The 14,750-nt window shown below is 61.4% G+C and carries 12 protein-coding genes; 6 read left to right on the plus strand and 6 right to left on the minus strand.

Annotated features, from left to right (window positions below):
• Window positions 1-57 precede the first annotated feature (57 nt).
• A complete protein-coding gene (locus IVA93_RS23100) occupies window positions 58-1,077 on the minus strand; it encodes an ABC transporter ATP-binding protein (RefSeq protein WP_018459409.1) in 1,020 nt (339 codons plus the stop codon).
• 232 nt (window positions 1,078-1,309) lie between these two features.
• On the opposite strand from IVA93_RS23100, the gene IVA93_RS23105 reads away from it, so the two are divergent.
• Window positions 1,310-2,113 (plus strand): DeoR/GlpR family DNA-binding transcription regulator, encoded by an 804-nt coding sequence (locus tag IVA93_RS23105; protein ID WP_018459410.1) that lies wholly within the window; start codon window positions 1,310-1,312, stop codon window positions 2,111-2,113.
• Window positions 2,114-2,301: 188 nt separating this feature from the next.
• Here IVA93_RS23105 and IVA93_RS23110 read toward each other — a convergent pair whose 3' ends face one another.
• Window positions 2,302-3,327, minus strand: coding sequence for an aldo/keto reductase (locus IVA93_RS23110; RefSeq protein ID WP_018459411.1), 1,026 nt, complete (start codon window positions 3,325-3,327; stop codon window positions 2,302-2,304).
• Window positions 3,328-3,526: 199 nt separating this feature from the next.
• Between IVA93_RS23110 and IVA93_RS23115 the strand changes: the two genes are divergently transcribed.
• Window positions 3,527-4,426: an SMP-30/gluconolactonase/LRE family protein gene (locus IVA93_RS23115; protein WP_018459412.1), complete on the plus strand. Its 900-nt coding sequence runs from the start codon at window positions 3,527-3,529 to the stop codon at window positions 4,424-4,426.
• A gap of 244 nt (window positions 4,427-4,670) precedes the next feature.
• Here IVA93_RS23115 and IVA93_RS23120 read toward each other — a convergent pair whose 3' ends face one another.
• The 4 genes from IVA93_RS23120 to IVA93_RS23135 form a co-directional block, all read right to left on the minus strand.
• Window positions 4,671-5,630: an ABC transporter permease gene (locus IVA93_RS23120; protein ID WP_018459505.1), complete on the minus strand. Its 960-nt coding sequence runs from the start codon at window positions 5,628-5,630 to the stop codon at window positions 4,671-4,673.
• Window positions 5,627-6,739 carry an ABC transporter permease gene (locus tag IVA93_RS23125; RefSeq protein WP_018459504.1) on the minus strand — a complete coding sequence of 371 codons (1,113 nt, stop codon included), beginning with the start codon at window positions 6,737-6,739 and terminating at the stop codon, window positions 5,627-5,629. The genes IVA93_RS23120 and IVA93_RS23125 overlap by 4 nt, the downstream gene beginning before the upstream one ends.
• Window positions 6,732-8,273, minus strand: a complete 1,542-nt coding sequence (locus tag IVA93_RS23130; protein ID WP_018459503.1) for a sugar ABC transporter ATP-binding protein — start codon at window positions 8,271-8,273, stop codon at window positions 6,732-6,734. Before IVA93_RS23130 ends, IVA93_RS23125 begins: the two co-directional genes overlap by 8 nt.
• Before the next feature lie 66 nt (window positions 8,274-8,339).
• Window positions 8,340-9,470 (minus strand): sugar ABC transporter substrate-binding protein, encoded by a 1,131-nt coding sequence (locus tag IVA93_RS23135; RefSeq protein ID WP_018459502.1) that lies wholly within the window; start codon window positions 9,468-9,470, stop codon window positions 8,340-8,342.
• Window positions 9,471-10,158: 688 nt separating this feature from the next.
• Here IVA93_RS23135 and IVA93_RS23140 point away from each other — a divergent pair.
• The 4 genes from IVA93_RS23140 (at window position 10,159) to IVA93_RS23155 (ending at window position 14,748) form a co-directional block, all read left to right on the plus strand.
• Window positions 10,159-11,160, plus strand: coding sequence for an autoinducer 2 ABC transporter substrate-binding protein (locus IVA93_RS23140; RefSeq protein WP_007608730.1), 1,002 nt, complete (start codon window positions 10,159-10,161; stop codon window positions 11,158-11,160).
• A gap of 102 nt (window positions 11,161-11,262) precedes the next feature.
• Window positions 11,263-12,747 (plus strand): sugar ABC transporter ATP-binding protein, encoded by a 1,485-nt coding sequence (locus tag IVA93_RS23145; RefSeq protein ID WP_247369121.1) that lies wholly within the window; start codon window positions 11,263-11,265, stop codon window positions 12,745-12,747.
• The gene (locus IVA93_RS23150) at window positions 12,740-13,744 is read left to right on the plus strand and encodes an ABC transporter permease (RefSeq protein ID WP_018459499.1); all 1,005 of its coding nucleotides are present in this window, start codon (window positions 12,740-12,742) and stop codon (window positions 13,742-13,744) included. The genes IVA93_RS23145 and IVA93_RS23150 overlap by 8 nt, the downstream gene beginning before the upstream one ends.
• On the plus strand, window positions 13,741-14,748 hold the full coding sequence (locus IVA93_RS23155) for an ABC transporter permease (RefSeq protein ID WP_018459498.1): 1,008 nt from the start codon (window positions 13,741-13,743) through the stop codon (window positions 14,746-14,748). The genes IVA93_RS23150 and IVA93_RS23155 overlap by 4 nt, the downstream gene beginning before the upstream one ends.
• The last annotated feature ends 2 nt before the right edge of the window (window positions 14,749-14,750 follow it).

Raw genomic sequence — 14,750 nt, forward strand, 5'->3', positions numbered from 1 at the left:
GTTCGTCGCGCAAACATGGGACAATCTCCTTCGTTACTGCGTTTGAAACAGCCGCTGCTATCGACCGGATATCGCCCGCTGGCCCTCTGTGACGATGGTCTCCAAGCGAGTTTCCAAACTTGAATCGAACCGATGCTCGAGCCCGGGTTCCCACGCGATCCGGACATCCTCGCCTGGCCGAACCTTGCTGAAACCTTCGAGCCGCACCGAGATGGGCTGACCATCGACCTCGCACAGAACGATGCTGTCGGCCCCAAGATGCTCGATCGCCCTGACGCGCGCAAAACGGTCCCCGCCCGACACGATGCGGATATGCTCCGGCCGGATGCCGATGAGATGATCACCCTGGCGCAACAGGTTCATCGGCGGCGTGCCGATGAACCGCGCCGTGAATGCCGTCGCCGGCCGGTTATATAGCTCCTCTGGTGTGCCATTCTGCTCGATACGACCATCGCGCATCAGCACGACGCGATCCGCCATCGTCATGGCTTCGGTCTGATCGTGGGTCACGTAGACCATCGTCATTCCGAGCCGCTGTTGCAGGGCGCGGATCTCCGTCCGCATCTCATGCCGCAGCTTGGCGTCCAGATTTGAAAGCGGCTCGTCCATGAGGCAGACCCGCGCTTCCGCAATGATGGCTCGTCCCAGTGCAACCCGCTGGCGCTGGCCGCCAGATAGCTGCGACGGCTTGCGTTCAAGCAGATGCGCAAGGCCAACAATCTCGGCCACACGCCGGAGCCGCTCGTCTCGTTCCGCGCGCGACACGCGACGCACACGCAGTCCGAAGACGATGTTCTCGGCTACGCTCAAATGCGGAAACAGCGCATAGGACTGGAAGACCATGGAGATATTCCGCTGCGCCGGGGTCAGATGGGTCACGTCGACGCCGCCGATGGCGATCGTACCGGCATCAGCATCCTCAAGGCCGGCGATCAGCCGCAGCGTGGTCGACTTACCGCAGCCGGACGGTCCCAGCAGCACAAGCAGCGAGCCCTCGTTCGCCGTCAGACTGACGTCATCGACGGCGCGCATCGCGCCCCAGAACTTGGAGACATGACTCAGCGTGATCGCTGACATGGCCTGTTCGCTCTCACCGTGATGCAGCTACGCCGCTGGCGACGGCTCGCTGCAACGGACCAATGCAACGCCGCTCACCGCAGACAGACCGGTCCATGCGCCCTCCCTCGTGCCACGCGCATTCGTCGGCGTAGCCACTACGATGTTCATTTGAACATAGCGTAACACCATATGAAACAGAAAATTGCGTCCTTGGAGTTCAAATGATACTTTCGTTGAGAACGGAGGGCCTATGCTCAGGACCGCCACGACCCGTCAGACCTACATACTAGAGATCGTGCGCGAGCAAGGCTTCGCCTCCATCGAGCAGCTCGCGGTGCGTTTCGACGTCACTCAGCAGACCATTCGCCGCCTCGTGAATGCACTCTGCGACCAGGGCCTGCTCCGGCGGGTGCATGGCGGGGTCGGCCTCCCGGTCCAGAACCAGAACCTCGCCTATGGCAGCAGGCACAGGTTGAACGCCAGCGCGAAACGGCGGATCGCGCACGCAACCGCCAACCTCATCCCTGACGGGACGTCACTGATGATCGGACTTGGCACGACGCCCGAATACGTCGCGCAGGCGCTCTCCCGCCGTCGGGATCTGCGGGTGATCACCAACAGCCTGAACGTGGCCGCAGCATTCGCGCACAATCCGGACGTGGAGATCAGCATCGCGGGCGGCACGCTGCGGCAACTCGATCGCGATATCATTGGCGAGTCGGCTGCGCGCTTCTTCGCGGGTTTCCGCGCCGACTTTGGTATATTCGGTGTCGGGGGGATTGATGAGGACGGCACGCTGCTCGATTTCCATGCCGATGAAGTCAAGGCGCGTCAATCCATTGTGGCCAATTCGCGAACGTCCGTGCTAGTGGCCGACATCACCAAGTTCGGTCGCAATGCGACGGTCCGGGGCGGCCATCTCGACGACTGCCACCATCTCGTCATCGATGATCGATTGCCTGGATCGTTTAAGCCAATCGCGGACAGGTATGGCGGTCTGATCCACACGGCCCGCGACGCCCGCGCAGATTTCGAACGCCTTGGCCATACCTAGCGGACAACATAGACTCCCTTGCTCAGATCGATCGCGGACTTCAACGCACGCCGACAATCCGCGCCGCAATCGGCACTGAGCCAGTCCCACGTGCCGCGCACCTACGGGGGCGAGCTCGAGCGGTGGGGAGCTGTTTTCCCGGTGATCCGAGCCCTCGGCTTGAACCAATTCAAGCGTGTTCATCCGGTCTACCTCGGAACAGGCGCTTCCGATTCCAGCAGGGACGCGGCCTTGAGATCGCTCCAGAGCGCGCCCGGCACTGTGGTGGTCAGCGCTGCCACATTGCGCTCGACCTCCTGCGCATTATGCGCCCCGAGAACCACGCTCGCGACCGCGGGATGACCCAGCGCAAAATGTAGAGCGGCCGTCGGCAGCGCTACGTCATGAGCTGCGCAGATACGCTGGATCTCAGCAACCTTCGAAAGGATCTGCGGCGGTGCGTCTTGATAATTGTACTTGGCGCCCTTGATGGCGCCCGTCGCCAGAATCCCCGAATTGAACACGCCGCCAAGCAGCACCGCGATGCCCTGCTTCAGCGCCAGCGGCATGAACTCCTCGAGTGCTGGCTGCTCCAGCAGCGAATAACGCCCGGCGAGCAGCATCACCTCGAAGGACCCGGCCTGCGCAAAGCGCACGCACATCTCCGCCTCGTTGACGCCGATCCCGATGCCCGCGACCACACCTTCGGAACGAAGTTTGTCCAGCGCTACATAGGCCCCGGACATCGCTTCGCGAAACCGATCCTCGATCGCGTCCTTACCGTGGGTCCACACATCGACATCATGGATCAGCAACAGGTCGATCCGGTCGGTGCCAAGCCGCAACAGCGACTGCTCGACCGAGCGCATGGTGCCATCATAGGAATAGTCGACGACGGCTCGGTGCGGCTGTCCACCAATAAATCCGGACCGAGTCTCCGGCTGGTGAAACGGATCCATCCAGCGACCAGTTTTTGTGCAAAGCACCACATCCTTGCGCGGCACGCGCCGGAGCGCCGTTCCGCAGCGATGCTCCGACAGGCCGTTGCCATAGTGCGGCGATGTATCGAGCAGATTGATGCCGAGCTCGAAGGCACGGCTCGCTGCGGCAATTGCAGTGTGGTCGTCGAGCTCGAGAAAGAGATCGCCGAGCGGTGCGGTTCCGAACCCGAGGATGGAAACTTCGAGACCGGTCCGGCCAAGTGTGCGGCGCGGCAAAGCCGATTGCGAAACCATGGTGGATTGCTCTTCCTTCTCCGCGCCTCGATCCGCGCTAGTCTCATTGCAGCGACGCGCAGCGTATGTATTTGCCGTCAGGTGTCAACGCGAGGATTACGGGTCTCGTACAAGACTATTCCGCTCATACATTCGGGTTGCTAAGAAAAGCGGAACCGGCACGCGGGCACTTCACGGCCCGCGGCAACGAGGAGGAACGATGCTCCCCTATGTTACGCACGATGCACGCTTTGCTCGCCTGGTCTTTGGTCACGCCAATCTCGAAAAACTCACCAGCGGCTGCCGCTGGGCCGAAGGACCCGCTTACTTTCCGGCCGGCCGCTATTTGATCTGGTCCGACATTCCGAACAACCGGATGATGCGCTTCGACGAGACGGATTCATCGGTGTCGGTGTTCCGCTCGCCGAGCTTCAACTCGAACGGCAACACGACCGATCGCGAGGGGCGGCTCGTCACTTGCGAGCACTTCATGCGCCGCGTCACCCGGACCGAGCATGACGGCTCCATCACGGTGCTTGCCGAGCAGTTCGAAGGGCGTCGGCTGAACTCGCCCAACGATGTCGTGGTGAAATCGGACGGCTCGATCTGGTTTTCGGATCCGACATACGGCATCGACAGCGATTACGAGGGCCAGCAGACCAAATCCGAGATTGGCGCCTCCCACGTGTATCGGATCGATCCAGCGGGCGTCGAGATCAGCCTCGTCGTCTCTGACCGCGTGCAGCCGAACGGGCTGGCGTTCTCGCCAGACGAGAAGCTGCTTTATGTCGCCGATACCGGCGCGACCCACGTCGACGGGCTGCCCGCGACGATCTGGTCCTACAAGGTCCAGGGAAACAAGGTCGCTGAGCCCTCGCTGTTTTCCACCTGCCCCGACGGCCTCTACGACGGATTTCGCTGCGACATCCATGGCAACGTTTGGACGTCGGCGGGACGGAGCGTGTTCTGCTACGCAGCCGACGGGACACATATCGGCACCATTCCCATCGGCGAGATCGTGGCGAATGTCTGTTTCGGCGGTCCGCAGCGCAACCGTCTCTACATTTGCGGACAGACATCGCTGTATTCGATCTTCCTCAATACGCGCGCGGCCGTGTGAGGGAAAAGGCGGCGCGGGGCGGCGTGCGGCGCCATCCTCAGCCGTTCTGACCGCGCTTTCGCCGGCCGTCGGTGCCCTCGTCACCCTGCAGATCGGATTCAAGTTCCTCGATAGCGCGCGATCCGAACTTGCCGGTCTCTGAGCTCGCGGATACTGTGTCGAGCAAGGCAGTTCGTTTCGCTAAAATTTTGATTTACGATGATTTCCAATTTGTAAAGAAGGCGGGCCACCTTAGGCTGGCCATCTAGCTCGTGACGCGTTCGCCCCGCCCGTAGACGAGCAGCATGAAGATGATAACGAGACCATAGATCACTTGGCGGCCCGCCTCCGGCATCTCCATGATCGACAATACACTGTTCAGGAGCACGATCAGGACGACGCCGATCAGCGTGCCGAGATAGCGGCCGCGGCCGCCGAGGATGTTGGTGCCTCCAATCACGACGGCGGCGATCGAGGGCAGCAGATAGGCGTCTCCCATGCCTTGGTAGGCCTTGGTGGAATAGCCGGCGAGCAGCACGCCCGCGAGCGCGGCAGCAAGGCCGCAGAGGACGAAGCAGACCACCGTGACGCGGCGCGTGTTGACGCCGGCGAGATAGGCCGCCGCCTCCTTGTTGCCGATGGCGTAGATGTAGCGGCCGAGCGACATGCGCTGCAGGATCACGACCACCAGCACGGACACCCCGGCCCAGACGAACAGCGCGTTGGGAATGCCGAGCGTACGATCGCCCGCCAGCATCCGCATCAGGTCGGTCGCCCCGGTCTGAGGTGCGTAGCCGCCAGTATGCGCGACCATCAGGCCGCGCATCACGGCATTCACGCCCAGCGTAAAGATCATCGAGGGGACCCGCAGATACGCGACCCCGACGCCGTTGACGAGCCCGACCAGAACGCCGACCCCGAGCCCGACCGGAATTGCGAGAGGACCGCCGACCGAGGTCGCCATCATGGCCGCGGCCGCGAGCGTCCAGGGCACCGACAGATCAATCTGCGCTATCAGGATCACGATCATCATGCCGGCCGAGACGATCCCGAGGAACGCACCGATCTGCAATTGCTGCAGAAGATAGGCCGGAGACAACAGGGGAGCGCTGCCGAAACGGGCGAATGTGTAAACCGTACCCGCGACGAGAATGACGACGATGAACACCGCCGCAATCAGGATCGGGCGATCGTCGCGCGAGAGGCTGAATGAGGCCGCCGTCATCGAAACAGCTCCAACGTGTTCTTGACGCGCAGCATACCCAACGCGCCGATGCTGACGGCAGCGAGCAGGATCACGCCCTCGAACAGCGGCTGCAGAAGAGGGGCAATGTCGAAGATGCGGAAGAAGAAGGAAATCACGCGCAAGACCATAGCGCCGAAGATCGACCCGATCGCACTGCCGGTTCCGCCAAGCAGCGAAGTGCCGCCGATCACCACGGAGGCGATCGAGTTGAGCGTATAGGCGCCGGCCTGCGGAATGTCCGCATTCCCAGACGAAGTCTGGATAGCAAGGAAGAGACCGCCGCAGCCGGCGAAGAAGCCCGCGAGCGTGAAGGCGGCGATCTTGGCGCGCTCGATCGGAAGGCCGGACATATAAGCTGCGCCCTCGGCCGAGCCGATCGCATAGACGGCGCGGCCGAGAACGGAGCGGCGGAACGGCACCCATACCAGCAGCGGAATGAGAACGAGAAGCACGAAGGGGACCGGGATCCAGGCGAACGGCGCAAACCAGGCAGCCGCGCCATCGTCGAAGATGTGCACGGTCGAGGCGAAATCGCCGAGCGAGTTAGTCAGCGCCCAGTTCAGATCAACATCGATCTTGCCGCCCGGGGTCGGACGCAGGAAAAGCGCGATGCCGATGTAGACCGCGCCGGTCGCAAGCGTCGCGATGATCGGCTGGATGCGCCCATAGACGACGACGCAACCATTGATAAAGCCGGCAGCCGCGCCGATCACAAGGCACACGGCGATCCCGAGCAGAATGCCGCTCACGCCGCCCGGAAAGGTGCCGAGGCCGAGATGCACGCCGAACAGGTCGAGATGCAGCGGCGCACCACCTGCCGCGCCGGTCAGGAGGTAGCTTGCAAAGCAGCCGACCATGGTCATGACCGCTCCGACGGAGAGATCAAGGCCCGACATTAAGACCGGCACTGTCTGCGCCATCGCCAGCATGGCGAGCGCAAAGATTTCGTCGCCATTCTGCACCAGCACGGCGGAGGAGAAGCCGCGGGGATGCGCGGCGTTGTAGAAAATGTAGAGAGCACAGAACAACAGGATGGCGGTGACCAGACCAATGTTCTGGCGGATCCTGATCGCGAGATCGTCAAGCATGCGCCGCCCTCGCTGCGGTATCGGTGTCGACATTCAGGGAGCTTGCGACAATGTTGGTCTCGGTGAGGTCGTCGCCCTCGAGCTCGCGCACGATGCGGCCGTCATACATGATGACGACGCGGTCGCAGCAGCCGATCAGCTCGTCATAGTCGGTTGAGTAGAACAGGATTGCGGCGCCCTGGTCGGCGAGTTCGCGCATCAGCCGGTAGAGCTCCTGCTTGGTGCCTACGTCGATTCCGCGCGTGGGATCGTTGAGCAGGATGATGCGCGGATCAGTCATCAGCCATTTGGCGAGCACGACCTTCTGCTGGTTTCCGCCCGACAGCGTCGAGACCGCATCACTCGCGGCGTCCAACTTGATCTGCAGCCTCGCGATGGCTCGCTGGATCGCGGTGCGTTCCTTCCCGGTATCGATGAATGGGCCAGTCGAAAGCGCGTCGAGCGATGCGATCGCAAGATTGTCTGCGATCGACATCGGCAGCATCAGTCCTTCGGTCTTGCGGTCCTCAGGCACGAGTGCGATGCCGACCGATTTTGCCGCCGCCGGGGAGCCGGGACGTACCTCGCGATCTGCCACCGTGAGGCGACCAGTGACACCGCGCAAAACACCGAACAGCGCAAGCAACAGGGATTTCTGGCCCTGCCCGTCGAGACCGCCGAGCCCGACGATCTCGCCGGCGCCGATGCTCAGTGAAATGCGATCGAGCTGCCTCTCCCAGCACAGGTTCTCGAGCGCCAGCACCGGCTTCGCGGCATTTCGCGCCGGCTTGGGCGGATACTGGGCCGCGATGTCACGCCCAATCATGAGCTGGATGATATCGGCGGTCGAACGCCTCCCCTTGTCGAAGGTCTCGATATGGCGGCCGTTGCGAAACACCGAGGCCCGGTCGGCGAGCGCCTCGACCTCGTGCATGCGGTGCGAGATGTACAGGATTGCGACGCCCTCGGCCTTGAGCCGCGCCAGCATCGCATAAACCTTCTCCACATCGGCGCTCGTCAGTGCCGATGTCGCCTCGTCGAGGATCAGCAACTGCGGCCGCTTGCCGAGCGCCTTCGCGATCTCGACCACCTGGCGCCTCGATAGGGGCAGATCGCGCACGCGCCTCAGGGGGTTGACGTCCTCACAGCCGATCTCGGACAAAAGCTCTTCGGCGCGGCGGCGCTGCGCCTTCGCATCGATCAGGCCGAACCGCCGCGGCGGGGATGCAATGGAGATGTTGTCCGCGACCGAGAGGTCGGGCATCAGCGATAGTTCCTGAAAGATGCAGACGACACCGGCCGCATTCGCCGCCGACGGCGTGGCGAAGCTGACCTCGCTCCCCGCGAGGCGCATGCGACCGCTGTCGGGCTGCACCACACCGGCAATGATCTTGATCAGGGTCGACTTGCCGGCGCCGTTCTCGCCCAGCACGGCATGAATCTTGCCGCGTTCGCAGGCGAAGTCGACGCCTTCAAGCGCGCGAACGCCGGCATAGCGCTTGGAGATGCCGGCAAGCTCCAGGAAGGCGGATTGCGTCGGATCGGCAGCCGGCATGGCCGGGCCTTCACGCAACGACGGCCCGGCGAATGCCGGGCCGTGACAGAGACATCGCTGGAGCCGTCACTGGGTGTTCTTCTCGCTCTGCGACATGATCTCCGGTGCAGTGAAGTTCACGCCGCACGGTGTGAACTGGTTCGGCGCAAAGAAGTTGGCATTGAGCTCGGGCCAGTAATTCGTGCCCGGCTTGAGATCCTTGTAGGTCGCCACTGGAATCGGGATCGAGATCAGCTGCGGCATAATGTTGCCCTGCAGCGCCGAGATCGCCGCCTTGGTCGCGATCGCCACCAGCGCCGGCGACTGGCCGTAGGACATTCCCTTTAGTCCGTCCTTGGCGTGATCGGCAATCTGTTTGCGGTACTCGTTTTCGCCCTCGCCCGACATCGGCACAAAGGGATGCTTGGCAGCCATCAGTGCCTGCACGGTGCCGTCGGATCCGCCTTGGGTGAATACTCCGTCGAAATGACCATGCACAGCTAACGCATCTGCAGTCACCTTCTGCGAGGTGCCGGTGTCCCAATTACCAACCACCTCGGTGATTTTGAAGCTGTTGCCGGGCGATTCTATTACCTCGCGGAAACCGAGATGACGGTCGCGGTCAACGGAGTTTCCCGGGAGGCCACGGACTTCGAGGATGTCGCCGGATTTCTTGCCGCTCTCGTCGATCAGCCATTTGGCCGACATGCGGCCCATTTCCTTCTGGTCCTCGTTGACCATCATCACCTTGTCGGTGTCGAGGACGTTGTCGAACGGCACCACCACGACGTTGTTCTTGTCGGCAAGACGGATGATGCGATCAAAACCGTCGGGAGCTACCGCAATGGTAACGATTGCGTCGAAGCCTTGGTTGATGAAATCCTCCATCGCGCCAAGTTGCGCCGCGACATCGGTCCCGGTGGAAACAACCTTGAACTCCTTGATGTTCTCCTTGATACCCGGCTGATCGGCGAAAGCCTTGGCAGTCTTCACCATCTGGATGCGCCAGGTGTTGCCGACAAAACCGTTGACCAGCGCGATTCTGTAGGGGCCCGCCTTCTTGGGCCACTGAAAGAATTTGGTCTCGGACGACCACGGCTTGAAGCAGGCGGGGTCGGCGCCGGGACCGGAGACGACCTTTGGACCTGCCAGAGCACTCACCGATGACAACAGCAAGCCGGCGCAAGCCAGCCCCGCCAGACGAAGCGTCCACACCATGTCGTGTCTCCCTGAGCGTTTGTGTTCCACCCTAACGCGGCGCGTAGCCATGCCGGGAATTGACTTTCCCATGCGCGTGTCGGGCTAGGATGGCACGCAGCTTGCGATGCTGACAAGCCGAGGGCGGACGCTCCGGCGCGAGACACGATCTGAACGCACGGCCAAACCGACGGCAATTGTGGAAGCAGAAAACGTAACAATGACAGTCGGGTGTTCGTGGGCGGCAAGGGATTGTGCAACGGCGAAGCTGGCGATGGCCGGGCTTTCATGGTGGCATCCACGCGCGTGACGAAAAAAATGACACTCAGGGAAAAGTGTGAATCGCTACGCGAAGCCGAACGAAGCCCGCTTGCGGAAGCCGGGTTTTGAAAACCAGAGGCTGGGACTACTTGCTTTCGTCCGGCGGCCTGGCGCTCCTCCGCTAAGATAATGGCTGTAGCAACGCCGATCGCTCGCAGCTCCTCACTCAGCAGCTCGACGGCGAGATCAGGTATCGCACCGCGACGGTGGCTGGCGAACATGTCACTTGCTTGACACGTTCTGAAGCGCCGGTCTCTAATGTCCTTCAAGGTCCTGCGGTTGGACAGGCAACACTTTCTGCCCCCAAGCAAGAACAGGCTCGACTGCCCCACCCAGCGACTGTCAGGTCAAGGGTGCGGAATCCAAGATCGTTTCCTGGGAGGGAACAATGGACAGACGCCAGACGCTCAAGCTGATCGGTGGTACGGCCGCGTTGGCCGGTGCCGGTTTTCCGGGCTTTGCCTTTGCGCAAGCCCAAAAGGAAATGGTCACGGTCGTGAAGATCGCGGGAATTCCGTGGTTCAACGCACTTGAAAAGGGAATCCAGAAGGGTGCGAAGGATTTCAGCATTAATGCCACTATGGTTGGCCCGGCGAACGTCGATCCGGCACAGCAAGTAAAGCTGCTTGAGGATCTGATTGCCAAGAAGGTCAACGTGATCGGCTTGGTGCCGCTTGATGTAAAAGTCTGCGAGCCCGTACTGAAGCGCGCCCAGGCCGCCGGAATCAAGGTCATCACGCATGAGGGTCCGGAACAGGAAGGCCGTGACTGGAATGTGGAATTGATCGACTCCGTTCGGTTCGGCGAGGTGCAGATGGAACGTCTCGCCAAGGACATGGGCGGCGAAGGTGATTATGTGGTTTATGTCGGGACTCTTACGACGCCACTTCACAACAAATGGGCCGATGCCGCGATTGCCTACCAGCAGAAAAATTTTCCAAAAATGAAGCTCGTCGCCGACCGCTTCCCTGGCGCCGACGAGATCGACACCAGCCAGCGCACGACGCTTGACGTGATCAAGGCCTATCCCAACCTGCGTGGTATTCTCGGCTTCGGTTCGAACGGACCAATCGGGGCCGGAAATGCTGTGCGTCAGCAACGTCTTGGCAAGAAGATCGCCGTTGTCGGCACCGTGCTGCCAAGCCAGGCGAAGTCGCTTATCGCGGATGATACGATCCGCGAGGGTTTTCTGTGGAATCCCACCGATGCGGGTTACGCGATGGTCGCGGTGGCCAAACTCGTGCTCGATGGCAAGCCGATCACGGATGGCGTCGATGTACCCGGCCTTGGCAAGGCAGCCGTCGACGTTGCAGGAAAGCAGATCAAGGTGGACAAGATCATGCGCATCAACAAGGAAACCATCGACGGTCTGATCGCCGGAGGGCTCTAGGCCGGACCGGTTTAGTCGCCTCGTCGCGCTGCATTCCCGGCCCTTCCGGTCGGGAATGCGGGACCACTCGAGTGATCGCACGACTCCATTGCAGGCGAACCTTTGGTGACTTTCCTGGAAATGTCCGGCATATCGAAGCGCTTCGGCGGCGTGCACGCGCTCCGCGACGTCGATCTCACTCTGGAAGTCGGCGAGGTGCATTGCCTGGTCGGTGAAAACGGCTCCGGCAAGTCCACCCTGATCAAGATCATTTCGGGCGTCGAGGCAGCGGAGCCTGGCGGCCGTATCGCAATTTCCGGCAAGGAATATCCTAAACTGAACCCGGTCTACTCCACGCATTGCGGCATTCAGGTCATCTACCAGGATCTTTCGCTATTCCCCAACCTCACCGTCGCCGAGAATATCGCGATGGCGCACCATCTTGGCGGCCTCCATTCGGTGAACTGGGCCTCAATGCGCGCCACCGCGAAGGCCACAATGGCAAAGATCGGCGTTGCGTTCGACCCGGACGCGAAAGTGTCAGAGCTCAGCATTGCCGGACGCCAGCTGGTCGCGATCTGCCGCGCCTTGGCTGCGGATGCCAAACTCCTGATTATGGATGAGCCGACGGCATCGTTGACCCGCCACGAGGTGAACGCCCTGACCGCGCTCGTAAGCGAGCTGAAGCGTGCCGGCATCTGCGTCGTTTTCGTCAGCCACCGTCTCGATGAGGTGCTTGAAATCGCCCAGCGCGTAACGGTGCTGCGGGATGGCGCCAAAGTCGGTACTTTTGCCGCAGACACAATCGATGGGCGGAAACTCAGCCAGCTGATGACTGGCAAGTCCTTCGAGTATCAGATACAGGCGCCTGAGCTTGCCGCTGGCCCGGTTGTGCTGGAAGTTAAGGGCCTGGGCCGCGAGGGCGAGTATGAGGATGTAAGCTTGCAGTTGCGCGCGGGCGAAGTAGTGGGTCTCACCGGTCTGCTCGGCTCAGGGCGAACCGAATTGGCGCTATCCCTGTTCGGCATGAAGCCGCCCGATCGCGGCACTATCGCACTTGACGGGCGGCCCATCGCCCTCCGTACAAATGCAGAGGCGATCGATCGAGGGATCGCCTACGTATCCGAAGATAGGCTTACGCTTGGTCTCATCCTGAATCAGTCCGTCACGGCGAACGTCACGCTTACGGTGCTGGATCGTCTGGCTGGCGCGTTCGGCCTGATTGCCGCACGCGCGCGACAGACCCATGTCGCTCGGTGGGTTGCTGAACTCGGGATCAAGGTCTCCAATCCCGCCAACCCGGTGAAGACGCTCTCCGGGGGCAACCAGCAGCGGGTCGTGCTCGCCAAATGGATGGCGACCAATCCGCGGGTGCTTATCCTCGATAGCCCCACGGTGGGCGTCGACATCAGCGCCAAGGACGGCATTTACGAAATCATCCGGCGGTTGGCCCGCGACGGCGTCGCGGTCTTGATGATATCGGACGAAATCCCCGAGGTCCTTTATCATAGTCATCGCGTCTTGGTGATGCGGGAAGGTCGTTTGACAACCGACGTGCCTGCCGCAGCCACTTCCGAAGATGCGCTTCGGCAGGCCGTCAATGCCTGAATCGCACATGGCATCATTCGGCAGGTTTCGTCGCAGCCATGAGTTCTGGCTGCTGATAGTGATCCTTGGGCTCTGCGCCAGCTTGGGCTTCGCGAACGCCCAATTCCTGACCATGCAGAATCTGTTTGATCTGCTGACCTCCTATGCATTTGTCGGCATCCTAGCGCTCGGGCTGCTGGTCGTCCTGATCGCCGGCGGAATCGACATCTCATTCACCGCGACCGCGTCGGTGGCGCAATATGTCACACTTTCGCTTGCCAATGCTTACGGGGCGAACTGGATCGGCGTCTTCGCCATCGCGATTGGAATTGGCGGTGCGCTCGGTGCCCTCAACGCGATTTTCATCCAGAAACTTCGAATACCATCGATCATCGTTTCGGTCGCGACGCTGAACATCTTCTATGGGCTTCTGATCTTCTTCACCGGCGGCAAATACATCTATTCGTTGCCCGACTGGTTTGCGACCGGAATATTCTGGTTCGAGTTCGAATGGGGCAAGGATAGCTCGTACGGTGTCAATCTGCAGATCCTCGCGCTCGTGCTGGCATTTCTCGTCACCTGGCTCCTGCTTAACCGAACCAATATCGGCCGGCAAATCTATGCCATGGGAGGCAATACCGACGCCGCACAGCGGCTCGGCTTCCACATTTTCGGCCTCAATATACTGGTCTATTGCTACATGGGTGTCATGGCCGGAATCGCCTCTCTGATTCAGGCACAACTCGCGCAGTCCGTTGCCCCGACGGTGCTGGTGGGCAAGGAACTCGATGTGGTCGCTGCCGTCGTGCTCGGCGGCGCCAGCCTGATGGGCGGCGTCGGCACGGTCTTCGGCACGTTTTTGGGCCTGACACTGCTCGCGGTACTCCAAAATGGAATCATTTTGCTGGGCGTTTCGTCCTACTGGTCGCCGTTCTTCGTCGGCTTGGTTATTCTCATTTCGGTCTCTGCGACCGCCTGGTCGCAGCGCGAGCGGCGAACCCGGAGCGCGCCCCGATGAGCAACGCCCCTGCCCTCTCGCTTCGCCGGCGCATGGTCGGTCTCGCCAGCAGCGGCACAGTCGCCACCCTCATCCTGCTGTTGTTCGCACTCTGGGTCGTGTTCGCGATCACGATCGGCGATCGGTTCTTCTCGGTCAACACGCTGCAATCCATGGCTTTCCAGATGCCCGAACTTGGCATCCTCTCACTGGCGATGATGCTGGCCCTGCTATCTGGTGGACTCAACCTTTCCATCATCGCAACCGCCAATCTGTCCGGACTGACCATCGCCTTCCTGCTGACGCGCTACATCCCGGGGAGCCAGGGCCTTGCCTGGGTCGGCATTCAGGTCTTTGCGATCGCTGCAGGATTTGCAGTGGCTGCATTGGTCGGCCTCCTCAATGGTTTTGTCATCGCCTATCTCGGCGTTTCGCCGATCCTGGCCACGCTCGGCACGATGACGCTCTGCAAGGGTCTCGCGATCGGCCTGTCGCGCGGTAACGTCATCTCCGGATTCCCGGAGCCGATTGTGTTTATCGGCAACGGAACGGTTTTCGGGGTACCCTTTGCTCTGATCGTACTTGCGTTCTGCGCCTTGCCCGTCGCGCTCATGCTGAACGCGACGCCGTTCGGTGCAAAGGTTTACATGATCGGCTCGAACGAGAAGGCGACCCGTTACTCCGGCGTCAATACCCGCGCCGTCCTCCTCAAACTCTATGTATTTTCCAGCTTGCTCGCGGGCGTGGCGGCGGTCGTCATGTTGGCACGTTTCAATTCGGCCAACGCGGCATACGGCGAGAGCTATCTGCTGGTCACCATTCTCGCGGCCGTGCTCGGCGGCATCGATCCGTTTGGCGGCTTCGGCAAAGTCGGCGGGCTATTGCTTGCGTTGATCATCCTTCAGGTGATCTCCTCGGCATTCAACCTTCTGAACCTCAGCCAATTCCTCACGCTAGCGATCTGGGGTGGAATCTTGATTGCCGTCGCGGCGGTTCCTCATGTCGCCGGCAAAGCGCCGCGGTAGCC

The sequence above is a fragment of the Bradyrhizobium sp. 155 genome, assembly GCF_023101105.1.
In the GTDB taxonomy this organism is placed as follows: Bacteria; Pseudomonadota; Alphaproteobacteria; order Rhizobiales; family Xanthobacteraceae; genus Bradyrhizobium; species Bradyrhizobium canariense_D.

Excerpts from the sequence above, each read along its gene's own strand:
- IVA93_RS23125 (WP_018459504.1), bottom strand. The coding sequence starts at position 6,739 with ATGCTTGACGATCTCGCGATCAGGATCCGCCAGAACATTGGTCTGGTC.
- IVA93_RS23120 (WP_018459505.1), bottom strand. The coding sequence starts at position 5,630 with ATGACGGCGGCCTCATTCAGCCTCTCGCGCGACGATCGCCCGATCCTG.
- IVA93_RS23105 (WP_018459410.1), top strand. The coding sequence starts at position 1,310 with ATGCTCAGGACCGCCACGACCCGTCAGACCTACATACTAGAGATCGTG.
- IVA93_RS23140 (WP_007608730.1), top strand. The coding sequence starts at position 10,159 with ATGGACAGACGCCAGACGCTCAAGCTGATCGGTGGTACGGCCGCGTTG.
- IVA93_RS23115 (WP_018459412.1), top strand. The coding sequence starts at position 3,527 with ATGCTCCCCTATGTTACGCACGATGCACGCTTTGCTCGCCTGGTCTTT.
- IVA93_RS23130 (WP_018459503.1), bottom strand. The coding sequence starts at position 8,273 with ATGCCGGCTGCCGATCCGACGCAATCCGCCTTCCTGGAGCTTGCCGGC.
- IVA93_RS23135 (WP_018459502.1), bottom strand. The coding sequence starts at position 9,470 with ATGGTGTGGACGCTTCGTCTGGCGGGGCTGGCTTGCGCCGGCTTGCTG.
- IVA93_RS23150 (WP_018459499.1), top strand. The coding sequence starts at position 12,740 with ATGCCTGAATCGCACATGGCATCATTCGGCAGGTTTCGTCGCAGCCAT.
- IVA93_RS23110 (WP_018459411.1), bottom strand. The coding sequence starts at position 3,327 with ATGGTTTCGCAATCGGCTTTGCCGCGCCGCACACTTGGCCGGACCGGT.
- IVA93_RS23100 (WP_018459409.1), bottom strand. The coding sequence starts at position 1,077 with ATGTCAGCGATCACGCTGAGTCATGTCTCCAAGTTCTGGGGCGCGATG.
- IVA93_RS23155 (WP_018459498.1), top strand. The coding sequence starts at position 13,741 with ATGAGCAACGCCCCTGCCCTCTCGCTTCGCCGGCGCATGGTCGGTCTC.